A 23,884-nucleotide genomic window follows, 5' to 3' on the forward strand; every position below is an offset into this window, starting at 1 on the left:
ATCTGCGCATTTTCGCAGATGTGGGTCTGTTGAATTCGGTAGTCGTTACTCGGTGCTCTCTGCTTTTGTTCTTTCTGCTTCCAGCAGCTCCCTTTTTCTTTCCGCACCCCATCTATATCCCGAGAGATTCCCGTCTCCGCGAACCACGCGATGACACGGTACGAGCATGGCGACGTGGTTGGTTGCGCACGCGCGCGCCACAGCGCGACTCGCCGTGGGACGCCCCAATGCCTCCGCAACCTCCGCATAACTCCGAGTCGTTCCGGCAGGAATCTTGCGAAGCTCCTGCCAAACCCGTTGCTGGAACAACGTTCCACGAAGATCGATCGGAAGTGAAACGCGCAACGGGCTCCCCGACGCCAGTCCACGGATGGCCTCGGTAATTTCCTTCGGGGGTCGGTCCTCGCGGACCAGCATCGCGCGGGGGAATTCCGCTGCAAGCGCTGTCTCGGGCTTACTTCCATCCAGGAACTGTACGCAGCAGATCCCCTTCTCGGTTGAAGCGACGACGACCTCTCCCAATTCGGTATTTACCATCGAATAGTTAATCGTCAGGCCTTCGGCTCCGGCGGCATATTGGCGCGGGGCCATGCCCAGTCTGGGTTGCGCCTGTTCATATAGCCGACTGGTTGAGCTATAACCTGCATCCATCATCGCTCTCGTCACATTGGCTCCCTTCTTCAAGCCGCTCTTTAATGTTCCAAGACGGCAGCTCTCGACGAACTGCCGGGGCGAAATGCCCAATTCGGACTTGAATCGGCGATGCAGTGCAAATGGACTCACGCCCACAGCTTTCGCGACCCGCGCAAGATCCAGCTTGGCATCCAGGTGCTCGCGAATGTATTCCGAGGCACGATGAACAAGACCCTGTTCGCGGGGTTGATCGGGACGGCACTTGCGGCAAGCGCGTAGTCCCGCCCTTTTAGCATCTTCCCCGCTCGCGAAGAACCGAACGTTCTCTCGAAGCGGTTGGCGCGAACTGCACGATGGTCGGCAATAGACTCCGGTCGTCAGTACGCCATAGACAAAGCTGCCGTCGCTGCGCTTGTCGCGTTCCTGCACGGCCTTCCAGCGAGTTTCTTCTCTCTGCATCATGAGGCAACGATAATCGAAGCCAGTTTACGGCGATATCCGAAGCTTGCGGGTAATTCCAAAAGATTAAAGATCGCCGCTCGGGACACTACGAAAACAACCGGACCTGAGGCAGTGGCGCCTCACGCTGGGCGACATCTTTAACTTAGCAGATGTAGCGCTCCCGCCGGGATTAGCGCTGAGCAGTTACTTTGTCCCGGCTGCGGCGGTAGTTGTAGCAACTTGGGGGTGCTGCGCAGGAGGTTGTGCAGCTTCCAGAAGCGGCATCCACTTGTCGCGCACTTCTTTGAACTCTGGCAAGTCCTTCTTCGCGACCGGGAAGGCCGGCGGCAGGTGCATGCGCTCGAAGTTCACGAATTTTCCGTAGCGACGAAGGCGGAAATCGAGGTGGGGCCCCGTAGCGAGTCCGGTCGCTCCGACCAACCCGATTCGCTGTCCCTGGCGCACTTTCTGCCCCGCACGAACTAGCCTCCGCGACAGGTGCATGTAGTAGCTGACGTAACCGTTCGCGTGACGGATCTCGACGTAGTTTCCGCCGCCTCCCTGGTACGTCGAAGCTATGATGCTGCCGCTCGCGACCGCCTGCACCGGCGTTCCCACCGGCGCCGCGTAATCGGTCCCAAGGTGGGGTCGATAAATCTTCAAGATGGGATGATACCGGCTATAGCTAAAGTGGGAACTGACACGCGCCGCGAACTTCAGAGGTGACCGCAGAAACGCCTTCTGCAACGACTGGCCAGTATCGGAATAATACCCAGGCTCGCCATTGGGATCGTGGAACAGTACCGCCCGGTACCTATGTCCCGCATTGTCATATTCCGCCATCAGAATGCGGCCGTACGCAGAAGGCTTCCCATTCTGATATTCCCGGCGCTCCAGCACGACCCGAAATGTATCTCCCGGCCGCGGGTCGGTGTAGAAATCCAGGTCGTACGTAAAAATCTCGGCCAGCCGCACCGCCAGTTCCGGTTGCTCACCGATCTCCGCGATGCTCTCAAACAGCGAAGAGTCCAATCTCCCGGCGATTGCCTCGACCTTCGTAGTGCTCGGCAATTCGTTCAGTTCGGCCTTGTACGTCCCATCAATCTCGCGCGAAATCGACAGTTCGTGGTCGCGGTCAACCTCGCAAATCATCGACTCCACATCGCCCTTGGGCGAGCGCGTTACCGTGATGCGATTGCCCTCGCGTAACCGCCGGAAATTGAATACCGGTTTGGCCGCCTGAATGATTGCGCCTACGTCGCTGTCGGAAAGATCGAGCCCGCGGAGAAGTTCGTCAAAGCTGCTTCCGCTCGTGACGACCAGGTCGGATGTAACTTCGCGCTCGACAGCCGCTTGCGGCATGGTCTGAGCCGCAATTTGCGCTTGCTCGGAAAATTTACGGTCCGCCGAATGCCGTAGGTAAAATGACGCGCCCAGTGCGAGAAAAGCCACGGCCACTACGATCAGTGTCAACACCGAGGGCAGACGTAGCTTCATTCGGACTCCAAATCCACATTAGCCGACACGTTCGTGGCCTGCTCTGAAGTTAACGGCTCTGCTCTTTCAACGTCAATACAGTGTTCAGGGTACGCGTGCCGAAACCGTTTAAACTCTTCAACATTTGCCTTGGAACCTTTTGGCGGAGAATTCGTACTACGATCATGGCCAGCGTCTCCGAACCTGTAGTTCTCACAAAATCGGATACTACTTCTCCCTTCACCAGTGGAACCGCCATCATCCTCTACGTCGCGCTCGTTCGAATTATCCTGTATTTGATTGCCGGGCCCAACTATGGCTATTTCCGTGATGAACTCTATTACCTCGCTTGCGGTGAGCACCCTGCCTGGGGTTACGTCGATCAGCCGCCGTTGATCGCCTGGACCGTGTGGCTGCTCCGGCACTCCATTGGAACTTCACTGTGGGCGCTCAGATTGCTCCCGGCACTATCCGGCACTGCTACTGTAATTCTCTCTGGTCTCTTGGCTCGAGAACTCGGCGGGCGACGTTGGGCCATGTTCCTGGCCTCTCTTGCGACGCTCATGGCGCCGATCCTGCTCGGTCTGACTCATCTGTTCACGATGAACGCGTTTGATCCCCTGCTCTGGACAGCAATCGCCTGCGTGGTCGTCCGAATCGTGAAGACGGGCGAGCAGCGTCTTTGGGTCGCAGCAGGCGTTCTTCTCGGGATTACGATCTTGAACAAGTACGGGATCGTATTCTGGGTTTCGGGATTATTGGTCGGCATCGTCCTCACCCCACTTCGAAAGTCTCTATTGAGCGCCTGGTTTTGGCTTGGCGGCGCAATCGCGGCCCTGATGGTGCTGCCCAACTTCCTCTGGCAATGGCGTCATCAGTTCCCCTTTCTGCAATTGATGCACAATATCCGCGAGCATCATCGCGACATCAACCTCCCACCTCTTGCCTTCCTCAAAGCACAGTCGGAGATGCTTGGCTACGTCGCCGCCGTCCTCGTTGTTCTTGGCGTGCTGTTCTTTTTCGTCAAGCAAGGACGTCCGTATCGCGTATTGGGATTCGCTTATCTTGTCTTCCTGGCAGAAATGATGGTTCTGCACGGCAAAATGTATTACCTCGCGCCAGTCTATCCAATCATGTTTGCCGCCGGCGCTGTCGCAATTGAAGCCTGGACAAGGAATAACAAATGGGCTTGGACGAAACCTCTTCTGGCAGCTGGAATCGCAGTGGTGAGCGGTATATTCGCCCCCACGGTTCTGCCCATTCTGCCTGTTCCCGTCTTCCTCGCATATGAGCATAAGCTGGGAATCCGGCAGCAGAAATTCGAGAATCAGCCGCAGGGCGTATTACCGCAGATTTACGCTGATATGTTTGGCTGGGAGGAAATTGCTCAGCGCGTAGCCGCCTACTATCACACTCTCTCCCCAGAGGAGCAGCGCAAGACCGCCATCTTCGCCAACAACTACGGCGACGCCAGCGCAATTGATTTCTTTGGCCCCAAGTACGGCCTTCCCAAGGCCATCGGCAATCACCAGAACTACTGGATCTGGGGTCCACGCAACTACACGGGGGAAAGCATCATCGTCTTGGGCGACGATGACGAGCGCAACATGCAAACGAAATGCACGAGCTACTCCATCGTGGGCAATACCAAGGATCCACTTTCGCGACCGGATGAATGGCTTCCGATTTATCACTGCCGCGGATTCAAATGGAACCTGCAGAAGATTTGGCCGAGCATGAAACACTGGGACTAGGCAGAATGGAAACCCACATCTGCCTTGACGCAGATGTGGGTACGCCCGAGTAGTCTACGAGCCAACTGGGATGCGTCTCCCGCACACGAACTTACGCAGCCTTCCCCAGGCTCGCAGCCTGCGGCACCTCAATCAGTTTTCCGCTCTTAACGTCATAGATATAGCCGTAAATGCTGATGCTCGCAGGAATCAGCGGATGTTCACGAATCCGCTGCACGTCGTCGCGAACGCTCTGCTCCTGATTCGAGATCGGGAGCCACTCAATGAATTCGCCTTCGCGTGATCCCGGCCCGCTGCCTACGTCTGTAAAACCGTGCTCCGTGAGTTTGGCCGTCTCCAGGCTGTTCGCCAGCAATTGCCGTATCTTCTCATTCGTGAAGAACAGCATCCCGCATTCCGTGTGGTGAACCACGAACCATTCGCGTGTGCCTAGCAGTTTGTAGCTGATCACGATTGATCGAATCGCATCATCGCTGGCGCGCCCTCCTGCATTGCGCACCACGTGTGCGTCGCCTTCCGCCAAACCGGCAAATTTCGCCGGATCGAGCCGGGCGTCCATGCAAGTGAGAATTCCAAAATGCCGCGCCGGGGGAATTGCAAGTTTGCCCTTGTCCCCAAACTCCGCACTGTACTTCTGGTTAGCTGCGATTACTTGCTCAAGAATCTTGCTCATGCTGAATCTCCTTTGACCAAAAGAAAAACCCACCCGCCAGCGTCTCCGGCGAGTGGGTTATTGGGAAATCGCGATTGCTAAATAGCTACTTCACGACCCTCACGCCAGAGCGGATTTGCCCGCAACAAGTGCAGACAGTAATCCGACAGCTCTGGCAGCAAGGTGACATGCGATGTAATCCGGCACAGGCCGGAATGCCGATTGGATGAGCACCACACCTTCCGGATTCACAGAAATGTTGTTGAGGGTGGCCCGCACAGATGACTCGAGCACGTGTCCCGCAAAGTGCGCCAAACCCCACAGTGAACTCCAGTCATTCGACTCGAACTTCGCCGGCTTGATTGTCAACCCCATATTCTCAGAGTTAAGCCATTAAGAGTCATAGATTTACCGGGAAAATTTCCGTAAATCTATCAAGACAATAGATCGCGAAAGTAGGGGTGGGGCCATCGATGCGCGGTTCGTCGTATGCACCTCCGAAGACACTGGCCGCCCTTGCAACTGCTCGTAAATCGCGCTAGCCTCTAAGCTAGCTCTAGCGGTATCTCCCTTCCTTTTGCAGTGGCCTCACTGGACGACAGGATTGCGCCTGACCATTTTTCCGCAGTGAACTTGGCCGTTTGAGACGTTTTCTTCCCGTCCGGAAGCTGGTCTCCTTCCTCATCAGAGGTCTATAGAAACCTTCAGAATTGCGCAGTTGCTGCAACTCTGGTGCAATAAGATGGGGTTTTCAACAGGGATACACCATATGTCGTGTATTCCTGCTTGACCTTGGCAGGAACGCTGGATAAAGTTAGCTCAACTTGCGCGGCGGAAAGGCCGAAGGGCGTGGTTGCGCACCCCTAAAAGCCGGAATACCAGCCACCGTTCGCGACGTGTTTCAGGGCCCCGGAGCTAGCTCGAACAGATGGGCCTGTAAGGACTTACCCAAATTGGTTCGCCAGAACCGCGGACCGAAGCGGGCCACAGCCATCCAAGTTGAGGATGGCAGCGCGAGCACGCAAGGAGTGGGAAGTTGCTAAAACTTAAAAAGCTCCAGATCCTGGGCTTCAAATCGTTCTGCGACCGTACGGAACTCAAGTTCCCCGGCGACGGCATCACTGCCATCGTCGGTCCCAACGGTTGCGGCAAGTCGAACATCTCGGACGCCATCTCTTGGGTACTGGGCGAGCAGTCGGCAAAGTCGCTGCGCGGCGCTCGCATGGAGGACGTCATCTTCGCTGGCACGCGCGACCGTAAGCCGACGGGCATGGCCGAGGTCACCCTGCACCTCATCGATCCCGAGGTCTACGAAGGCACCGTCACCGAACCCGAGATCGATATCCAGAACGAGATGCCGGAAGAGGACGACTGGGACGAGGCGTCCCTGCGCTCCTCTCGCGCCGAAGAAGTTGATCAATACACCGAAGAGGTCCGTCCCGGGCAGCGCGAGGAGGTCGAGGTACATCAACCCGCCACTTCGCAGCAGGCTAGTGCTGAAGGCGCTGTCGCGCCGGACGGATCTGCTCCCGCCGCCGAAAATGTAACCGCCACTCCCGCTGAAGTGATGCCGGACACTGCTCCAACTGAGGTTTCTCCGAACGAGCCTGCCCCGGTCGCACAGGCCGCCATCCAAGGCGGGCCGCAGGTTGTACTGAAAATCCGCCGCCGCAAGTTCAACACGCAGAAATTCGGTAAAGGCGAAATCGTTGTCACCCGCCGCCTCTTCCGCTCCGGCGAAAGTGAGTATCTGCTGAATGGCAAGCTCTGTCGTCTGCGCGACGTGCACGACATCTTCATGGGCACGGGCCTTGGGCCTGAGTCCTACGCCATCATCGAACAGGGACGCATTGGCCAGATCCTCAGCAGCAAGCCGACCGATCGCCGCTCCATCATTGAAGAGGCCGCCGGCATCACCAAGTTCAAGACGCGCAAGCGCCTCGCCGAAGCCCGTCTCGAAGACGCCAAGCTGAATCTCAACCGCGTCAACGACATCTTTGACGAAGTCACGCGGCAGATGAATTCGCTGAAGCGACAGGCCGCCAAGGCCGAACGCTACGCAAAGCTTCGCGACGAGATGCGCGCGAAACTCCGCGTCGTCCTCGCCAGCCGCTTCCACGAGTTGCAGACTCAGGCCGCTGACCTCGAGGCACAGATCACGGCACTCGCCGAAGAACTGCACATCAAGGGCGACGCCGTGCAAGTGCTCGATAACGAGCATGGCGAGCGCACGCAGCGCGGTTACGCGGTTGAATCCGAAGCCCGTCAAACTCGCGAGCGCCTGAACCAAATCAATCTCGAGATGGATCGTGCGACCGCGCGCCGCCGAAATAATGATGAACGTTGTGCGGAACTCGTGGCGCGCTCGGCTGGAGCCGAAGCCGAAATCTCCCAGACCGGTGAGCAGTTGGCACGTCTCGAAGGTGAACTTGGGCAGAACCGCGAAGTGTTGGCCTCCGCAGCCGCCGACGTCGCCGCCGCGCAGGAACAGCTACGCACTCGCCAGGATGACTCGCGTGCCGCCGCCAATACACTCAGCGAAGTCGAGCGTCAGCAGGAGCAGCAGCGGCGAGCCATGATGGAAGCCGTCGCCGTAGCTTCCAACGTCCGCAATCGCATCACGCAGGCCGAAGAGCGCATTGCCGCACTGGAGCGTGAGGCACTTCGCCTGCAGACCGAGATTACCAACGCCAACCAGCAGGTGGAGACATTCGGCGGACAGCGCGGGCAGATTAGCTTCGAATTCGAATCGGCATCGCAAAAAGTAGCGTCAATGGCCGACCAAATCACGGCGACACGCGCCTCGTTGCAGGAAAAGCGCCAGGCCGAGGCCGAAGGCAAGCGCTACCTGGATACTATGCGTGCCGAGTTCGCCACGCTTCAAGGCAAGCGCGCCTCGCTCGACGCCATCATCGCCGAACACGGATACTCGACGGACTCCGTCCGCCGCCTCTTCCAGTCCGGAGCGCTTTCTGGCGGCCGCGCCCCTGCCGGAGTTCTCGCCGACTTCCTCGAAGTTGATGATCGCTTCGAAAACGTTGTCGACGATTTCCTGCGCGATGAATTGAATTTCGTCGTCGTAAAGTCTTGGGATGCCGCCGATGAAGGCATGCGCCTGCTGCGCACCGACGTGGACGGCCGCGCAACCTTCCTCGTCCATCCGAGCGACTCGCAAGCGAAATTCTCGTTCGTCGCCGAAGAAAGCCTCGAGTTCGAAGCCAACCATCACGGCATCGTTCCTCTGAAGAATTGTGTGCGAGTGTTGAACGGTTTCGGGCGCTCGCTTGAGGTTGTGCTGCCGAAGCTCGGCAATGGCTACATCGTTCCCGATTCCCAGACCGGACGCACCTTGGCCCTGGAAAATCCGGACGCATTCTTCCTCGCCCACAATGGGGAATGCTTCCACAACGTAACCGTCACCGGCGGCAAGCAACGCAGCGAAGGCCCGCTATCGATGAAGCGCGACCTGCGCGAAGTGCAGCGCAACATGGAAGGCATCGAACGCGCCCTCCGTGACCAGGAAGCGCGCGTAGCGTTGCTCGGCAAGGAAATCGGCGAACTCACTTCCCTGCTCGACAACCTTGAGGCCGAGAAACGAGAGGCCGAAAAGCAGGCAATGACCAGCGGTCACTCATTGCAGCAACTCGATCAGGAAATGTCTCGGGTCCGGGAGCGCATGACCACCTACGAGAGTGAGATGCGCCGCGTCGCCTCGGAACGATCCGATCGCGAACAGTTCATCGCGCAGCAACGGCAAGAACTTGACGGGTGCGAGCTTCGAAAAATCGAACTCGAAACCGAAATGGCCGCCGCGCAGGAGAACCTGCAGAATCTCCGTATCGCTCGCGACCAGGCCGCCCAGGCGACTTCCGAAGCCATGGCCACCGTCGCCGGACTCCAAGAGCGCCATCGCGGAGCATCAGCTTCCGTCAGCCGCATTGAGGCGATGGTCACAGAAGTCCACAACCGCGTGAACGCGCTGCGCGGACAGCTTCAATCCGCCGCAGCCGAGAAAGCTGAGCGCGAGCAGGAGAACGAACGTCTCGCCGCGCAACTCGTCGACTGGAACACCGAGCGCGAAACCGCCCAGGCTCGAGAAGCTGAACTGCTTTCAGAATCTGAGCAAGTCCGCTCGCGAATTGCAGCTATCGAGGATGAACTCAAAGCGGCGCGTGCCGAACTTGATCAGCTCCGCGACCGTCGCGGCGAACTCTCCGCTCACGCCGCCAAACTCCAGAGCGATCTCGAGCACATGGCCGAAACCTGCGTCCAGGAGTTGAGCACGACGAAAGACGATCTGCTCGCCGACGAAATGCTGCCTCGCCTCACCGGAGAAGAACTCGCGGCCGAGGACACCGCCTATCGCGAAATGCGCACGCGCCTCGATAACATGGGCCCGGTCAACATTCTCGCCCTCGAGGAATACAAAGAGGTCGCCCAGCGCCACGAGTTCCTCGAAACCCAGCGCAAAGACCTGCTCGAGTCGATCGAGAACACGCAAAACACGATCAGGGAGATCGAGGCAGTTTCACGCCAGAAGTTCGAAGAGGCCTTCACCGCCATCAACGAAACCTTCCAGCACACGTTCAAGAAACTGTTCGGTGGCGGCCAGGCCTTCATGCGCCTCACCGACGAGGAGAACACTGCGGAAAGCGGCATCGACATCGTCGCCTCGCCGCCGGGCAAGAAGCTCCAGAACGTCCTGCTGCTCTCTGGCGGAGAGAAAGCACTCACCGCGCTATCCCTGCTCGTAGGCATCTTCAAGTACGCACCCAGCCCCTTCTGCATCCTCGACGAAGTCGACGCGCCGCTCGATGAAATCAACGTCGGTCGCTTCAACGAACTCGTGAAAGAGATGAGCATGGGCACGCAGTTCATCATCATCACGCACAGCAAGAAGACGATGTCGATTGCCCCCGCGATGTACGGCGTGACCATGCAGGAACCCGGCGTTTCAAAAGTCGTTTCGGTGCGCTTCGGGGGTGAGGAGAAAAAAGAGATTCGTTCGGCCACAGCGTAGAACAGGGCCCTGACTTGTATTGACGAAGCATTCGGCTCCATCCAACTTGCGGCTGAGGCTCGCATTCGCGCGAGCCTCTTTTTCCTTTCCGAAAAATTTCTTGCGCAACTCGCTCGGCTTATGCTTGCTTCATTTGCGGTGATGGAATTCACTCGCCCTATTTTTCCACCGGCTTCCACAGGTCCGGAACTCCTCATCTGGCGCGGCTTTCAAGCCAGCTGCTATTCTGTCAATAGTTTTTGCGAGGCTATTGGCAGTAACCAACTCTGAATTACCGATGTGGCGTTGACAAATTTTCTTCGGCGACTAGAATGACCAACGCTTTCATCATCTAACTAAGCCGTGACTACTCAAGCCCAACAGGTTCTGCTGAAAACTGATTTTCCCGGACTGGAACTATACGCCAGCGGGAAAGTTCGAGACATTTACCGCGTCGATGATCAGCATTTGCTCTTCATCGCCACCGACCGCATCTCCGCATTCGACTACGTTCTCGCCTCGGGCATTCCCGATAAGGGACGTGTGCTGACGCAACTGTCGCTCTTCTGGTTTGATTTCCTGAAGGATGTCATCTCGAATCATCTGGAGACCGCGAACGTCGACGAATATCCCGCGCCGGTGAAGAAGTACGCTTCCGATCTGCGGGGACGCTCGATGCTCGTCAAGAAGGCCGAGATGGTGCAGATCGAATGTGTCGCGCGCGGCTATCTCTCGGGCTCGGGATGGAAGGAATACCAAAAGACCGGGAAGGTCTGTGGCATTCCCCTGCCCTCGGGACTGCGTGAGTCAGACAAACTGCCGGAGCCGATCTTCACCCCGGCAACCAAGGCTGTGACGGGGCACGACGAGAACATCTCGTTCGACCAGATGGTGGACATCGTCGGCCGCGAGATGGGCGAGAAACTCCGCGACCTGACGCTGCGGATCTACAGCAAGGCCGCGGACTACGCGCGCACGCGTGGCATCATCATAGCGGACACAAAGTTTGAGTTCGGCCAGACGTCGAAGGGCCTGGTCCTGGCGGACGAAGTCCTGACGCCTGATTCGTCCCGCTTCTGGCCCGCCGACACGTACAAGCCGGGTGGCGCCGTAGACTCGTACGACAAGCAGTACGTGCGCGACTACCTGGAATCCATTAAGTGGGATAAAAAACCGCCGGCACCCGGGCTTCCCCCGGAGGTGCAGGCCAACACGAGCGCGAAGTACGTCGAGGCCTATCGCCAACTGACCGGCAAGGATTTGCCCTCGTAGGCGATGAACTGGCTGGATTGGACAATCATAGCGATTGTTGTGCTGTCGGTCATCGGGGCCGCGGCACAGGGGTTCTTTTTTGAATTGTTTTCACTGGCGGGCGTGATCCTCGGTTATCTGCTCGCTGCCTGGAATTACAAGCGGGTTGCTCTCTGGTTCCTTCCGCACGTGAAGAGCGATTGGGCGGCCAACGCTGCTGGGTTTCTGGTGATCTTTATCGCAGTCGCGATCCTGGCCGGTGTGGCAGGGCGCATCGCGCGATGGGCCGTGAAGGAAGTCGGCCTTCGCTGGTTCGACCGTTTTTTGGGTGCGGTGTTCGGACTGGTGAAGGGGGCACTCGTTGTCATGGTGCTGGTCATGGCCATGGCTGCATTCGGTCCGGCATCTAAGTCGCTGGCAGAATCGCAGTTTGCACCTTATTTCCTTGTTGTCGGACGCGCTGCATCCTGGGTTGCTCCTTACGAACTTCGCGAGGGACTCCGCCAGGGAGTTAAGGCGATCGGCACGATGAAGACCGTCGCACCCGAGAGCAGTTCTAAGCCTTCCGGCGCTGCCGCTGGCAAGTAGCTCGCTTGCTTGCCTCTGAGACGCCCGGGATGAGCACTGGCGCCGCCGCGCCATTTATAGAAGAGAAAGGGGTCAGACGTGAAGGATCAGTTGGAAGCCCTCATCCTGCAGATGTACAACAGTGGGATTCTTTATTCGGAAGCCGTACGAGAGTTCAAGAAGCGCTTCATCCTCACCGTTCTTCAGGAAAACAATGGCAACCAGTGCAAGGCCGCGCGCCAGCTCGGCATGCACCGAAACACTCTCAGTCGCACAATAACGGAACTGAAGCTTGATGTTCGCGCCCTGCGGAATGGCGGCCGTAGGCCACCCCGCAGCGCTCGACCGGCAACTGCGCTTCTCATGGAGAAGAAAGCCGCGCGGTAGGTTCGACCCTCTAAAGGTATTCATACAAATCCTGGCAGCCGCAAGGCTGCCTTTTTCTGTCGCTGCAACCGATTGCCCACATGCGTGATCGGTCAAGGACGATCCAAGAAAAAGGCGGCCAGAAGGCCGCCTTCTCATCACAATTCTTGACAAAGCTACTGTTTCTTATGGGCTGGAGCCCGGCGTCCCGCTGCAGGCTTTTTGGCCGGCGCAGGAGCCGCTTTCTGCAGCAGCGTCCCATTCGTCATGACCATCATGAACGGATTGGGCGTGTAGCTATCCGGCTGGCCCTCAAACAGAAGCGTGCTATTCGCCTTCGGCAGCAGCTTCGCCGGGATCGGCGCTGTCATGTTCAGCGTGATCTCCGGCGTGTTGGCATTAATAGCGTCTTCCGTTGCCGCAATCTTCAGCACCGTGGGCGTCACTTCGAGGACCTTGCCCTGCATCTGCAGCTTCTTGCCCTTTATGGCGTTCCACACGGTGTCAGAGCACTGCTGGTTACCCGAGGTGAAGATGAACTCCCATTCGCCGAAGCCCATCTTGTCCGGGGCCGTCTGGGCGCACATCTGGGCTGCCTGATCCGCCGGCGATGGCGCCGGGGCAACCGTGAACCCTGCAGGCATTGTTGCGGCGGTCTGGGCGGTCTGCAGCAACTGGTCAAACCCATCTTCCGCTCCGTGATACCGGGCATACTTGCTCTTTACGTACTTTTGGAACTGCGCGGCCGCTGCCGGGTTCTGTTTCTGTGCCAGGTCAACGGCTTTTGCGCCCCAGAACAGTCCATCGACCACGATAGGCTTCTGCTCAAGATAGGCAACCGCCAACTGGTAGGTCGTAATGTAGTCGTTTGGATTGGCCTTCAGGGCTTCCATCAAGTTCGGAATCGCCGCCTGGTAGTTCTTTTGGTTCAGTTCCATGTTCCCGACAGCAGCCGAGAAGATGGCCTTGAAACTGTCCTTCATCTTGGCCCAATCCGCGTCGCTGTAGCCTTCAGGTTTGTTTGCGGTCTGCAACTGCTGCAATCCGCGCTGGCCGTATTCGCCCGCCTGTGACAAGAGAGCACCGGCCTGGGTGACATCTGTCTGCCCCAGGCCCTGGTAACGCTTCAGGTAGGCCATCAACGCCAGAGCCGTCAGGTTGTTTGGGTTCACCTGGAGGAGTTTCTGCCCCGTTTCTTCGATCTTGGGAACGTTGTTGAGCTGCTGGTAGGTCTTCATCAGCAGTTCCAGGGCGTCTTCCTTGATCACGCTGTTGGGGTACGTCTGCAGGAATGATTCCAGCGCTGCCGCTTTGGCATTGGGGTCTTTAGCATTTACCGCTGCCATGTAGGCGTTGTATTCGGCGGGATCCTTGATCTGTTTGTTAGATTGCGCGGGCTTCTGCTGTCCAGCGGCTTGCTGTCCCGCGGCTCCTGCCGCCGGTTCCTGCGCCGGTGCCGCCTGGGCCAGAGCGCTTGCTGCGACTGCAAGCACAAGCAACATCATCATCAGCGACTTTCTCATTCGTCGGCTCCTTAGAACTTTTTCGATTGCGACCCGGCGCCCCAGCTCGAACGCCGTCGACTGCTCAGGGCTCTTCGCCCGCACTATATCAGTGCACTCCACGACATCTGACTCCATAGAGCCTGACAATGTTCCAATGAAATCGTGGAGACCGCGATTATAGGAACGTAGGACACTATAAGGCAAGCATCCTAATCCCCGCAGTCATAAATTTCTGGAACGCTGCCCAAATATGATGCAGTGTTGTCACCGGATGGATGTTTTTCACCCCTAAGAACTGCCCGGCCGACCCAATCCACCCGATTGCGAAAATCCGAACCTCTCCGATTCGGTGTGTTGAGCATGACCTGCTTGGCGAGACTGTCGGCCTTTTTCCATCCTGGCAGCCCCTTTTATAGCGATCTGCCCCTCAATCTTTCTCCCTCGGCCAGACTGCACGGACGCATACGCAAAAAAGGCGGTCGCTTGATCGCGAACCGCCTTTTCAATCCGAACTGGGGGCTAGAACCGGAACTGTGGGCCCGCCGTAAATCGGAAGTTATGGTTGGCACCATTATCGAAATACATTTCGTCACCGGCTTCCACGCGAACGCCGAACCAGCCAATGAAACCCTCTACGCCAGCGCCCGGATAGAAGACACCATTGGTGTCGCCGTTTGCAATGTTGCTGAAGGTCCCGTTAACGCTGTTGGTTACGTTAAAGTTGAGGAAACCGCCCTTCACGGTCACAAACGGCCGGAACGCTCCGTGGGTAAAGTTGAACTTCGGTCCGAATAACCCATGCACCAGACGAAGCCTCGATGTGGTTATGGTCGTTCCGCCCCCAATATCCGTGAGGGACGAGGTGACGTTACGATTCCAGTCGTAAGCTCCTTCAGCCTCCAATTGAACGTTCGGGGCAATATTGAACGAAAGGCGGCCGCCAGCCCCATAGAAGTTGGTGCTGGTATGAGCCAAGCGGTTGAAATCAAAAAATGCGCCTACTTCTCCGTGATTGTAGTTGTCATTGTCCTGCGCAAACAGGGCCGGCGTCACCGCCAGCAAAGCGCAAAACATCATCACCAGTACGGTCCGTTTCATCAAAGCTGACTCCGTTCAGTCCTCACCCGGCGCACACCTGAATCGTGTGTACCGGGCCGGAAGTTTTGAATGGGGCTGCAGGAATTGGATGGCTGCCCCTGAGCCGAGGTGGGCCGCTTGGGAGATGATTCGAAAGCTGCTGAATCGTTGGCGCTGCTAACCGGCAATCAATTTTTCAAGCTGTTCATAAAACATGGGATACGAGATAGCAACACAATTGGCGTCGTTGATGACCGTGTCACCGTCAGCGCGCAGGGCAGCAACGCTGAAGGCCATCGCAATCCGGTGATCGCCAAAGCTTTCCAACTCAGCCCCGTGAAGCGTCTGGCCACCCGGCACTCGCAGCCCGTCTTCGAATTCTTCCACCGTTGCGCCCATCGCGCGGAGATTCTGCACGACAGCAGCAACCCTGTCCGACTCCTTCACTCGCAGCTCTCGCGCATCCCGGATCTCCACCCCATCTTCCGTATAGGGGCCGATCGCCGCCAAGACCGGCAGCTCGTCGATGAGTCCGGCGACTTGCGCTCCGGAGATTCGTGCTCCCTTCAACTTGCCAGGCTGGAATCGTACCGTACCGATCAGTTCATAGTGCTGCTGCTCAACCTGCAGAAACGAAATCCGGCCACCCATCAGCGTGAGTACGTCAAGAATCCCTGCCCGCGTCGGGTTCAGCAGCACGTGATCGAGAATGAGGTTGCTCTCCGGGAACAGCGCCGCCGCACATAAGAAGAACGCCGCGGACGACAAATCCCCCGGAACGTAGGCTTCAATCGCCTTCAACGGCCCTCGGCCGGCGACACTGACGCGCGTCTGTGTTCGCTCAACCTCGGCTCCAAATGCACGCAGCGCAAGTTCCCCATGGTCGCGCGTCCGCACCGGTTCCTCCACCGAAGTCTTCCCCTCGGCAAACAAGCCGGCGAAAAGAACGCATGTCTTCACCTGGGCACTCGCAATTTTGGAGTTGTACTCGAGCGCCTTAAGGCTTCCACCGCGAATATGCAGCGGCGGTTTGTTTTCGACAGTTCCGGAGATCTGTGCGCCCATCGCCCGCAAAGGCTCGATAATGCGCCCCATCGGCCGCTTCATGAGCGACTCATCGCCCACCAGTTCGCTCTCGAAATTCTGTCCCGCAAGAATGCCCGCCAGCATCCGCATCGTCGAACCGGAATTGCCGCAATCGACCGCACTCGTCGGCGCCGACAATTCCCTACCTCGCCCTTCGATCTCCACGCGCCCATCTTGCTGAACCTTCACTCCAACGCCAGCGAGGCAATTCAGCGTGCTCTGGCAATCGGCCGCCGCGGAGAAATTCTCGAGTTTCGTGACGCCCTCCGCCAAGGCGCCGAGCATGGCATAGCGATGCGAAATGGATTTGTCCCCCGGTAGCCGTACGCTGCCGTTGACATTTTGTGCTGGATGGATGACACGGTTGTTGCCACTACTCATTAAGGTTGCCTTGTACCTGCCCCAAATTTCTGAACAGCTTTCAAAGATTGTACTAGGAAGAACTAAGGTCGAGGACAACTCGCTAAAAGCTGCTACATCAGATGACATAGCGCGACGGAAGATGCCGCGCCGAGTGGTTTCGATCTTCAGGTCTTAGGCCCCTGCTTCGACCCGACTTCGCCCTCGAGCTTCAAGATAGAAGGAAAGTCTCGATGCACGTCCGGGGTTTTGCTGTTTTACTCTCCCTATTCGCAATCGCCCCCCTTCTCGTCGCTCAATCCATGTCGCTTCCAGATTCCACCTCGCTGGTGGATCCCACGATGTTTGGCGGTCGTGATCGAGCCAGTTTTAGCTTCACAAGTATTTCCGGTTCTCTACTTGGAATAGATGGCCACCCAATCAGCAATACCCGGATTACGCTCCAGTCAGTGACCACCGGCAGGATGATTGCAATCGCCGTCAGTAGCGTCAACGGCTCGTTCGAGTTCTCCGAGGTACCCCCAGGCGATTACGAAGTCGTCGCTGACAAAGGCCTCGCCCAGGCACGCCAACGGGTCCATTGCATGGAGGGGCTCAATAATGTCACCCTGCACATGGATGCCCACGGGTCTTCTGACCTCACCGGCGGCGATACGATCTCTGTGGCCGCCCTCCGTGTGCCGCAAAAGGCGCGCGATCTCTTCAAAAAAGCCCAGCAGAACTTCCAGAAAGAGAAATTGAAGGACGCCTGGAAATTCGCCGAGAAGTCGCTTGTCGTTTGCCCGACCTATTCTGAGGCGCTCACTTTACGCGGTATACTCCGCGTGGCGAACCGCGATATCCCTGGCGCAGAGAAGGATCTGCAGGCCTCCATCACCAGCGATAGCAACTACCCGCTCGCCTACTTCGCGATGGGAGCCCTTCAAAATATTCAGGGTAAATTTGCCGCAGCCCAGCAGACGCTTGAGCAGGGCTTGAGAGTACAGCCAACCTCCTGGCAGGGATATTTCGAGTTGAGTAAGTCAATGCTCGGCCAGGGAAACTACCGTGACGCCCTGAAGGATGCCGTGCAGGCCGAAAACATGGGGATTAAGTACGCACCGATTCACCTGGTAAAGGCGAACGCGCTGATGGGTCTGAAGTTTTATGGCGAAGCCGCCAACGAGTTCGCGCGCTTCCTCGAGTTGGACCCCGGAGGACCTCATTCGGCAACCGCACGCAAATCCATGGAGGCAGCAAAGTCCTTCGCGGAAACCGCGTCAAACTGAATAAAGAAAATCGCATAACGGCGGAAAGACGCGGATCATAGCTACTCTTTGATCCGCGTCATTTTTTTATTCGAACTTGTCGATCTGCGTAGATCCGCGCAATCTGCGGTCACGCTTCCCTTGCTTTTTCCCGGGCCTCGGCCAGTATCTCCCCCGGCACTTCCCTCATTCTCAGATCGAAAACGAACCTCGGCTCTTCAGGTCCGCGTCCCCAGCGATTCACTTCCCAATGCGCCCTTACAAACCGCACATCCGCGCGGTCCACAACGTCGAGAAGGATCGGCGTCTCGCTCCGGTAAAATTTCTGCGGGAAGCTAAGGAGCGGCTTCGGTTCCCACGCCGTCCCATCCGCCGAGCCAAAAATCATGACATCAAGCGCCTCCTGCTCCACGGTTTCAGAAATCCTGAGCACAAGCAGGAACACGCGTTCGGCCGCGCCGCTCAGATCAATGGTTTCGCCGTCTCCCTTTACTGTGACGGTCGTATTTTCAGGGACGAGATAGGTGTCGAACATGACAGGAGATTGTACTCGGTGCCCCACATCTGCCGCAGTTAACAGATGTGGGTCTTCACCCCACGTGCTTTACGCTCATCAGGAACTCGCGAAGGATCAACGCAAATTCTTCCGACCTCTCCAGCGCCGCAAAATGCCCAGCTTGATCGATTACCCTCAATTTGCTCCCGCGAATCCCCCGGTGGATGCGCTCGATCTCCGCTGTGGGTGACGGAATATCTTCGGTGCCACCGACACAAAGCGTCGGCACTTCAATTGTTCCCAACGTTGAAATCGAGTCCTGTCGCTCGGCCATCCCAAGCTGATTGGCGATAACTCCCTTGCTCGCTGATGCCAGCGCCATCCTCCTCGCTTCGGCAGCAATATCCGGCCGATTCCTTCGCGTCGTTTCACCCAGTAGCTTCGGCAGCAGGTTGTCCATGAACATCTCTGTCCCGCGTTCCTCGATCTGCTTCACCGACTCGAATCGTCCCTTCTGCCCCTCGTCAGTGTCCGCGCCCGCGCGGGTATTGCAGAAGCCAAGCGCTGTCACTCGCTCGCGAAACCGCCGCCAGAACTCGAACAAGATGTACCCGCCAATCGACACTCCGACGAAAACGGCTTTCCCGACGCGCGCGTCATCGCAAACTCTGCGCACGTCCTCTGCATGCTTCTCCATAGTCGCTGGACCATCGCCCGGCGCAGAGTCACCCAGTCCGCGCAGGTCCGGCATGATCAGTTTGTATTGTGGAGAAAGCCGCTCGGCAACCGGCAGCCAGAAACGATGGTTCAGCGGAAAAGGATGGAGCAGGACGACAGGGGGGCCGTCGCCCTGCACGGAATACAAAATATCAGTATCGTTGCTCCGGACTTGCATGTCCGGATTCTACCCCTGTGGTGGATGACTCGCAGGCTCCGACGCCGGCGGCGCATAGTAGACACGCTCCGATTCGTTCGGCATAACAACCCACGCAATCAGGTACGCAATGAACCCACCGCCACCTAACAACGCGACAATCAGCCACACAACACGAACCATCGTGACGTCGAGATCGAAGTACTCAGCCATCCCGGCGCACACACCTGCGATCTTGCGGCCGGCCCTGGGCCGCAGCAGTCGCCGCCTGCCCTCAACCGGGCCCACTCGCTTGCCGCAATATGCGCAAAGATTCGCGTCGTCCTGGATCACCTTCCCGCAGTAATTGCAGTACATATCGTCCCCCTTACGAGTAGGATACGCCGATGCCTCCCAAAAGGTTCCCCAATCCGAGCAGCTACTCCGGACTGCTCTGCGCCTTGCTGAGCGTCTTCTTCGGCTGGGGCGGCATTTCCGTTTCGTACTGCACATTGATAGTCACGTCGGAAGCCGCACAAGGAGGCGCTGGCGGTTGAATATCGGGCGGAAGAATGGAGAGCGTGATCCTCGTCCCAGATGGAAACGGCAGGTGAAGGTCGCCACTGTCCGTGTAAGTATCAAATGCCTTACTCAGGAAAGCACCTGACATCGGTACAGCCTGAGTGACGGCTCCATTCGTGATGATGATGATGAACTGCTTGGGGCATGTTTTTGCCGGTGAGACCTCCTGAAGACCCTGGGTCACCGATGACTGTCTTGGCCCCAACATACTGAAGGCCTCGATCCTCCGTACCATTATCGGAACTGCGGGTGTCAGGACCGATATGGTCTGGGCCGTGGGCGTCTGCTTGATCGGCCCCGAATAGAGGGTTGTCGAAAACTGCCTGCCATATGCAGTCCAAGTTGACAGTATCTTTCCATGACCCGAGTTCGTTTGCGCCATCGAATCCAGAAAACTGAATAAAAGAACAATTGGCAGCCACCGTGGAATCCGCACGTTAAGCCTCCTTCAAAGGCGCGAAAACGCAGCGTCTCTCCCGGATAACGGTAACTCTGAATGCAAGACTTAGCGAATGAATTGATTGAGGTCTGACCGGCTAGTCGTAGTGATACGGCTTTCCAAGATGCTTCTTCGCCAGTTGCCCTTCCGGGCTACTGGCATCTGCCGCCAGCACTTCCTCGTACTTCTCGACTGCGCGATCACGTTCTTTCAGAGTGTCGTACATTTCCCCAGCCGCCAGGGTTGACCTGATTACGATCCGCGTCTCGGATTCCGGAAAGCTGGCGACCATTCCGAACGCCTTGGCGGCTTCATCGAACCTTCTCTGCCCGCGCAGCGTGATCCCCAGCCCGAACGCCGCCGCCTGCGGGTTGGCCGTCGGATACTTCCTTTCCTTGTAATTCTCCAGAATTTTCCTGTAACTTGCGATCGCGTCATCGGCGTGTCCCGAAGCATTCTCCAGGTTCGCGTACTCAAGCGCCACCATGTAGTTCTTCGGATACTCGTCCATCATCGACTTCACTACATTCAACGCTTCCGGATACTTCTGCTCGCGCCGCAGGAACAGGGCCAGGGCGATACGTGCGTCCATGCTCGCCGCGCAATTGGAGTCGGCAACTTCACGAAGGTAGTTGAGCCCCTTCTGCTTGTTTCCTGTGACGCCTGTAACCGCAATCATCGTTCGGTAGAACCAGTTGAGGCTTCCGATGATGTAGTTATGGACGCCGATCGTCATCTTGGCGTCGACGAACTTCGGGTCCAACTGCAACACCCGTTCGTGATCGCGCCGCGCCGCCAGCGCCGAGCGTATCGCCGACATCCACGCCTTCTGCCCCATTCCCATGAAGGTGGATCGCAGTCCGCGCTCAACTCCTCGCGCATAGAGAGCATCGATGTCGTTTGGGTTCTTGTCGAGGCGAGCGTCGCAGAGTTTCTCGCTCCGGTCCAGCAACTCGTTAATGCGCTTCGTGGTTTCCGGGTTCAGTGGCCGTTTGGCCTTCAAGTCAAGGAAGCTGTCTGTCGCATAGGTCTCGGTATCGAGCGCTCCGATGCGGTACATCTCTCCGAACACAACCGCCGCCGCCAGGTAGTTGTTGGCGATCGGATTTTCTGGGTATTCCTTCTGCAGCTGCTCGAACTCTCGTATCGAGCGTTCGTACTCCATGTCGTAGAAATGATCGAAAGCGCGCCTGGAAAGCTGGTTGTTCGCGGGATTAACCGCCTTGAAGTCCTCTCCGCCGTATGTAGAAGTTGCTAACAGTCTGAAGGAGGTTAACAGTAAGAGGGTAACGATAGCGATTCGACAATAGGGTTTCATGACTGCTGCGGTATTAGGAGTTTACCCGATTTGACATCTACTCTGGAACAGGTACAAACATCGTGTCCCCCAGGGGAGCACGAACATTATGGAAACGAACAACCTGGCTCACAACTCACTGTCGGAATTTGAGGCGGCGCAGTGGTTGGGCATCACCATTGAGGCCTTGCACAAACTTCTCGACGAGCATGTCTTCAACAATGGAACTCCTCGCCCGAAAGGTATTCTCTTCACCCATGCCGACCTACTCATGCTTTCCTATTGGTGCAAGCCGCCAAGGTCTAAGGTCCTTTCCATGCCAAGACGCCCGCATTGATCATCCGGATTCCCCCTTGCAACACAGTTGCCAATTTGCCAGCGTCGCGTAATTTCTGCCCGCTCGCGATCCATCAACCTGCCGTTCCTGATGCGCTATCTCATTGAAAATTAAGCGTTTCCCTGAATTTTCATTTGGCCCCTCCCGTGCCTCTTCATCAGTAAGTCGAGAGGAAGGCAATATGTCGGACGGAGTTCGTAACATCACTCAGGAGTATTGGCGACCCGTGCAGCCACCCCAAACGGAAATACGCAGCGTCGCCGCGGAAACGCTTTGCAGCAACTGCGGCTCGGAATACGCCATTGGAGCCCGCTTCTGCCACGTCTGTGGCAACGAGCGCGAACCCGAAACAAATTTGAGCACCCGCTCGCGCTTCCTCGACCTCATTGATTTCGACCAGATTTGCGAACGCCTTGGCCTGAGTGCCATTGCCCTGGTCTTCACATTCGTCGGCTTGGGCTGCGTGATCGGCGCCATCATGGTCGGCCTGATCTACACCGCCGACACTGTTCTCGATTGGCAGGCCGTCCAGATCTGGCGTATCCAGTGGATGCTCGGCGCACTCGTAGCCTTCGCTGCCGCCATCTTGCTGAACAAGAAGAGATCCGCGTAAGAGTTAACCACACAGAAGCGATAAGGCGCGCTGCAAAGCGCGCCTTTTTCTCATTCCTTGCAACAACGGCCGTCATCCCGAGCGCAGCTGCGCGCCCTTCGCACAGCGGGTCGAGGGACCCGAATCTACTTCGGCTGCATCGTCTGCGCCACCATCACCTGCTTCTTGAAGCTCTCCACCATATCTTCGTTCAGCCGAACTTCCGTGGGCCGCTTCGCAATGGACATGGTGTCAATCTTATCCTGCAGCTTCAGCAGCGCATAGAAGAGGTTCTCCGGCCTCGGCGGGCACCCAACCACGTAGACATCCACCGGCACGATTCGGTCCACTCCCTGCAGCGTCGCATACGTATTGAACGGCCCACCTACCGACGCACACGCGCCCATCGAAATCACCCACTTCGGCTCAGGCATCTGGTCGTAGATGCGCTTCACCACCGGCGCCATTTTCAGCGTCACCGTCCCGGCGACGATCATCAAGTCGCTCTGCCGCGGGCTCGGTCGGAACACTTCGGAGCCAAAACGTGCAATGTCAAACCGCGAGGTCGACGAAGCGATCATCTCGATCGCACAGCAGGCAAGGCCGAACGTCATGGGCCAAATCGCGGACTTCCGCGCCCAGTTGAAAACGTAATCGACCGTCGTAACCAGGAAATTCTTTTCGAACCGATTCTCAATCCAGCCCATGCAAACCCCTTAGCAAAACATCAACCCTAGCTGCCGTCATCCTGAGCGAACCACTTTCTCCGCGATGCCCAAACAGGCGTCATCCTGAGCGGAGTCGCGTTAGCGACGGAGTCGAAGGACCTGCATTTCATCCGCCCTCGACACCCTAGTCTCGCCTACCCCCTTACCCCTCGGCTGTGATTCAGGTCACAAGCATACTCCAAATCCCGAGCCGTAGCGCCGGGAGCCCTCCAGCCCGAAAGGCATTCTTCTCAGCGGTTTCGGCCGCATAGATTGCCTTTACCCAATTCGCGAAGACCATTAACATCTTCGCCATGGCGCCCAGCCGCAAACTCATTATTCGCCTCTTTCTGCCGCTCCTCTCGTTCGTGCCTATCTGCCACGCCGGGACGTACTACCGAACCGTCATTCACCGTCCGAGTGGCACCGCCACCGTTGACGCATGGAGTGACGGGCAGAAAGCCAAGTTCCAGGTTGTCGAGAGTGATGATCCGACTATGCCTGTGGATTGGAAAATAGTAACTTCGGGCACATCAAACCTGGCGCTCACGAAACCATCCGGCGACTGCGTTCAGATATCCCGCGATCGTTATGAAGAGCTGATGAGAAAACGAATTGGCCTCAAGCCGGTCGGCGGCGTAAAGCTCGAAAAACTACTCGAGGAAGACGGCGGAACAATCGCTGGATTCCCTGCCAGGCATTTTCGTTTTCGCATTTCTCTCAATTTTCAGGCCCAGGATGCCGCAGCGGCCTCGCAACAATTCGGGATCGAAGAGGATTTATGGGTAGCGCCTTCCATTCCGCAGCCCCCGCCTGTCCTCAACATGATGTTCACTCAAACTACCGGTTTCGATGAAGTCGACAAGGTCATGCAGTTCGCCGACATTAAAGGCTTCCGTCTGAAACGCACCGTCGTTATTACCCTCAACGGAGAATACCAGGGCCAGAGCGCAATAGAAGTAAAGCAGCTTCGCGAAGAATCCTTGCCACCGTCAATCTTCGCCCTGCCGGCGAACTGCTCGCCTCTTCAAATGCAATAGATTCCTTCACGCGGCATTCACATCACCGCCCAACTTCGAAGGTGCCGGTAACTTTGGCGCCGCTTTCCTCGTCCGCACAAAGGCGCTCGTTGAGAACCCTTGCCCCACGTCCGCCGACGTGAAAGGA

General features: G+C 57.3%; 22 protein-coding genes. 9 read left to right on the forward strand and 13 right to left on the reverse strand.

The window, feature by feature from the left end; translation table 11 throughout:
* Window positions 1-45 precede the first annotated feature (45 nt).
* Window positions 46-1,095, reverse strand: coding sequence for a bifunctional DNA-binding transcriptional regulator/O6-methylguanine-DNA methyltransferase Ada (ada, locus tag ROO76_22290; protein MDT8070901.1), 1,050 nt, complete (start codon window positions 1,093-1,095; stop codon window positions 46-48).
* 183 nt (window positions 1,096-1,278) lie between these two features.
* Entirely contained in the window at window positions 1,279-2,571 is a 1,293-nt protein-coding gene (locus ROO76_22295) for a peptidoglycan DD-metalloendopeptidase family protein (GenBank protein ID MDT8070902.1), read from the reverse strand.
* Between the two features lie 164 nt (window positions 2,572-2,735).
* Here ROO76_22295 and ROO76_22300 point away from each other — a divergent pair, with 164 nt between their 5' ends.
* The gene (locus ROO76_22300) at window positions 2,736-4,304 is read left to right on the forward strand and encodes a glycosyltransferase family 39 protein (GenBank protein MDT8070903.1); all 1,569 of its coding nucleotides are present in this window, start codon (window positions 2,736-2,738) and stop codon (window positions 4,302-4,304) included.
* 91 nt (window positions 4,305-4,395) lie between these two features.
* Here the strand turns inward: ROO76_22300 and ROO76_22305 are convergent, their stop codons facing one another.
* Both ROO76_22305 and ROO76_22310 read right to left on the reverse strand, forming a co-directional pair.
* Window positions 4,396-4,977 carry a carbonic anhydrase gene (locus ROO76_22305; protein ID MDT8070904.1) on the reverse strand — a complete coding sequence of 194 codons (582 nt, stop codon included), beginning with the start codon at window positions 4,975-4,977 and terminating at the stop codon, window positions 4,396-4,398.
* Between the two features lie 99 nt (window positions 4,978-5,076).
* Window positions 5,077-5,325: a hypothetical protein gene (locus ROO76_22310; protein MDT8070905.1), complete on the reverse strand. Its 249-nt coding sequence runs from the start codon at window positions 5,323-5,325 to the stop codon at window positions 5,077-5,079.
* A gap of 667 nt (window positions 5,326-5,992) precedes the next feature.
* On the opposite strand from ROO76_22310, the gene smc reads away from it, so the two are divergent.
* From smc to ROO76_22330, 4 genes are all read left to right on the forward strand, one after another.
* Entirely contained in the window at window positions 5,993-9,976 is a 3,984-nt protein-coding gene (gene smc, locus ROO76_22315) for a chromosome segregation protein SMC (protein ID MDT8070906.1), read from the forward strand.
* A 342-nt stretch (window positions 9,977-10,318) separates the two neighbouring features.
* Window positions 10,319-11,227 (forward strand): phosphoribosylaminoimidazolesuccinocarboxamide synthase, encoded by a 909-nt coding sequence (locus tag ROO76_22320; protein ID MDT8070907.1) that lies wholly within the window; start codon window positions 10,319-10,321, stop codon window positions 11,225-11,227.
* A 3-nt stretch (window positions 11,228-11,230) separates the two neighbouring features.
* On the forward strand, window positions 11,231-11,794 hold the full coding sequence (locus ROO76_22325; GenBank protein ID MDT8070908.1) for a CvpA family protein: 564 nt from the start codon (window positions 11,231-11,233) through the stop codon (window positions 11,792-11,794).
* 78 nt (window positions 11,795-11,872) lie between these two features.
* Window positions 11,873-12,160 carry a helix-turn-helix domain-containing protein gene (locus ROO76_22330; protein ID MDT8070909.1) on the forward strand — a complete coding sequence of 96 codons (288 nt, stop codon included), beginning with the start codon at window positions 11,873-11,875 and terminating at the stop codon, window positions 12,158-12,160.
* A gap of 155 nt (window positions 12,161-12,315) precedes the next feature.
* On the opposite strand, the gene ROO76_22335 is transcribed toward ROO76_22330, so the two are convergent.
* The 3 genes from ROO76_22335 to aroA all read right to left on the reverse strand — a co-directional run bounded on the left by ROO76_22335 (window position 12,316) and on the right by aroA (window position 16,188).
* On the reverse strand, window positions 12,316-13,662 hold the full coding sequence (locus ROO76_22335; GenBank protein ID MDT8070910.1) for a hypothetical protein: 1,347 nt from the start codon (window positions 13,660-13,662) through the stop codon (window positions 12,316-12,318).
* Between the two features lie 501 nt (window positions 13,663-14,163).
* On the reverse strand, window positions 14,164-14,742 hold the full coding sequence (locus tag ROO76_22340) for a hypothetical protein (GenBank protein ID MDT8070911.1): 579 nt from the start codon (window positions 14,740-14,742) through the stop codon (window positions 14,164-14,166).
* 156 nt (window positions 14,743-14,898) lie between these two features.
* Window positions 14,899-16,188 carry a 3-phosphoshikimate 1-carboxyvinyltransferase gene (gene aroA / locus ROO76_22345; protein ID MDT8070912.1) on the reverse strand — a complete coding sequence of 430 codons (1,290 nt, stop codon included), beginning with the start codon at window positions 16,186-16,188 and terminating at the stop codon, window positions 14,899-14,901.
* A gap of 212 nt (window positions 16,189-16,400) precedes the next feature.
* On the opposite strand from aroA, the gene ROO76_22350 reads away from it, so the two are divergent.
* Window positions 16,401-17,435, forward strand: a complete 1,035-nt coding sequence (locus ROO76_22350; GenBank protein MDT8070913.1) for a tetratricopeptide repeat protein — start codon at window positions 16,401-16,403, stop codon at window positions 17,433-17,435.
* A 109-nt stretch (window positions 17,436-17,544) separates the two neighbouring features.
* Here the strand turns inward: ROO76_22350 and ROO76_22355 are convergent, their stop codons facing one another.
* The 5 genes from ROO76_22355 to ROO76_22375 all read right to left on the reverse strand — a co-directional run bounded on the left by ROO76_22355 (window position 17,545) and on the right by ROO76_22375 (window position 21,102).
* Window positions 17,545-17,949, reverse strand: coding sequence for a hypothetical protein (locus ROO76_22355; protein MDT8070914.1), 405 nt, complete (start codon window positions 17,947-17,949; stop codon window positions 17,545-17,547).
* Window positions 17,950-18,004: 55 nt separating this feature from the next.
* On the reverse strand, window positions 18,005-18,805 hold the full coding sequence (locus tag ROO76_22360; protein MDT8070915.1) for an alpha/beta fold hydrolase: 801 nt from the start codon (window positions 18,803-18,805) through the stop codon (window positions 18,005-18,007).
* Window positions 18,806-18,814: 9 nt separating this feature from the next.
* On the reverse strand, window positions 18,815-19,141 hold the full coding sequence (locus ROO76_22365; GenBank protein MDT8070916.1) for a PspC domain-containing protein: 327 nt from the start codon (window positions 19,139-19,141) through the stop codon (window positions 18,815-18,817).
* A 61-nt stretch (window positions 19,142-19,202) separates the two neighbouring features.
* Window positions 19,203-19,553 carry a hypothetical protein gene (locus ROO76_22370; protein MDT8070917.1) on the reverse strand — a complete coding sequence of 117 codons (351 nt, stop codon included), beginning with the start codon at window positions 19,551-19,553 and terminating at the stop codon, window positions 19,203-19,205.
* Between the two features lie 328 nt (window positions 19,554-19,881).
* On the reverse strand, window positions 19,882-21,102 hold the full coding sequence (locus tag ROO76_22375; GenBank protein MDT8070918.1) for a tetratricopeptide repeat protein: 1,221 nt from the start codon (window positions 21,100-21,102) through the stop codon (window positions 19,882-19,884).
* Window positions 21,103-21,190: 88 nt separating this feature from the next.
* On the opposite strand from ROO76_22375, the gene ROO76_22380 reads away from it, so the two are divergent.
* Both ROO76_22380 and ROO76_22385 read left to right on the forward strand, forming a co-directional pair.
* Window positions 21,191-21,418 carry a hypothetical protein gene (locus ROO76_22380; GenBank protein ID MDT8070919.1) on the forward strand — a complete coding sequence of 76 codons (228 nt, stop codon included), beginning with the start codon at window positions 21,191-21,193 and terminating at the stop codon, window positions 21,416-21,418.
* Window positions 21,419-21,599: 181 nt separating this feature from the next.
* Window positions 21,600-22,031, forward strand: a complete 432-nt coding sequence (locus tag ROO76_22385) for a zinc ribbon domain-containing protein (protein ID MDT8070920.1) — start codon at window positions 21,600-21,602, stop codon at window positions 22,029-22,031.
* A 125-nt stretch (window positions 22,032-22,156) separates the two neighbouring features.
* On the opposite strand, the gene ROO76_22390 is transcribed toward ROO76_22385, so the two are convergent.
* The gene (locus ROO76_22390) at window positions 22,157-22,717 is read right to left on the reverse strand and encodes an NADH-quinone oxidoreductase subunit B family protein (GenBank protein ID MDT8070921.1); all 561 of its coding nucleotides are present in this window, start codon (window positions 22,715-22,717) and stop codon (window positions 22,157-22,159) included.
* Between the two features lie 314 nt (window positions 22,718-23,031).
* Between ROO76_22390 and ROO76_22395 the strand changes: the two genes are divergently transcribed.
* Window positions 23,032-23,757 carry a hypothetical protein gene (locus ROO76_22395; GenBank protein MDT8070922.1) on the forward strand — a complete coding sequence of 242 codons (726 nt, stop codon included), beginning with the start codon at window positions 23,032-23,034 and terminating at the stop codon, window positions 23,755-23,757.
* Window positions 23,758-23,884: the final 127 nt, after the last annotated feature.

This window comes from Terriglobia bacterium (genome assembly GCA_032252755.1).
GTDB lineage: Bacteria > Acidobacteriota > Terriglobia > Terriglobales > Acidobacteriaceae > JAVUPY01.

Bases quoted from the DNA above. Each gene is read 5' to 3' on its own strand.
- ada (MDT8070901.1), bottom strand. From the start codon at position 1,095: ATGATGCAGAGAGAAGAAACTCGCTGGAAGGCCGTGCAGGAACGCGAC.
- ROO76_22295 (MDT8070902.1), bottom strand. From the start codon at position 2,571: ATGAAGCTACGTCTGCCCTCGGTGTTGACACTGATCGTAGTGGCCGTG.
- ROO76_22300 (MDT8070903.1), top strand. From the start codon at position 2,736: ATGGCCAGCGTCTCCGAACCTGTAGTTCTCACAAAATCGGATACTACT.
- ROO76_22305 (MDT8070904.1), bottom strand. From the start codon at position 4,977: ATGAGCAAGATTCTTGAGCAAGTAATCGCAGCTAACCAGAAGTACAGT.
- ROO76_22325 (MDT8070908.1), top strand. From the start codon at position 11,231: ATGAACTGGCTGGATTGGACAATCATAGCGATTGTTGTGCTGTCGGTC.
- ROO76_22335 (MDT8070910.1), bottom strand. From the start codon at position 13,662: ATGAGAAAGTCGCTGATGATGATGTTGCTTGTGCTTGCAGTCGCAGCA.
- ROO76_22340 (MDT8070911.1), bottom strand. From the start codon at position 14,742: ATGAAACGGACCGTACTGGTGATGATGTTTTGCGCTTTGCTGGCGGTG.
- aroA (MDT8070912.1), bottom strand. From the start codon at position 16,188: ATGAGTAGTGGCAACAACCGTGTCATCCATCCAGCACAAAATGTCAAC.
- ROO76_22350 (MDT8070913.1), top strand. From the start codon at position 16,401: ATGCACGTCCGGGGTTTTGCTGTTTTACTCTCCCTATTCGCAATCGCC.
- ROO76_22355 (MDT8070914.1), bottom strand. From the start codon at position 17,949: ATGTTCGACACCTATCTCGTCCCTGAAAATACGACCGTCACAGTAAAG.
- ROO76_22360 (MDT8070915.1), bottom strand. From the start codon at position 18,805: ATGCAAGTCCGGAGCAACGATACTGATATTTTGTATTCCGTGCAGGGC.
- ROO76_22365 (MDT8070916.1), bottom strand. From the start codon at position 19,141: ATGTACTGCAATTACTGCGGGAAGGTGATCCAGGACGACGCGAATCTT.
- ROO76_22370 (MDT8070917.1), bottom strand. From the start codon at position 19,553: ATGTTGGGGCCAAGACAGTCATCGGTGACCCAGGGTCTTCAGGAGGTC.
- ROO76_22375 (MDT8070918.1), bottom strand. From the start codon at position 21,102: ATGAAACCCTATTGTCGAATCGCTATCGTTACCCTCTTACTGTTAACC.
- ROO76_22380 (MDT8070919.1), top strand. From the start codon at position 21,191: ATGGAAACGAACAACCTGGCTCACAACTCACTGTCGGAATTTGAGGCG.
- ROO76_22385 (MDT8070920.1), top strand. From the start codon at position 21,600: ATGTCGGACGGAGTTCGTAACATCACTCAGGAGTATTGGCGACCCGTG.
- ROO76_22390 (MDT8070921.1), bottom strand. From the start codon at position 22,717: ATGGGCTGGATTGAGAATCGGTTCGAAAAGAATTTCCTGGTTACGACG.
- ROO76_22395 (MDT8070922.1), top strand. From the start codon at position 23,032: ATGGCGCCCAGCCGCAAACTCATTATTCGCCTCTTTCTGCCGCTCCTC.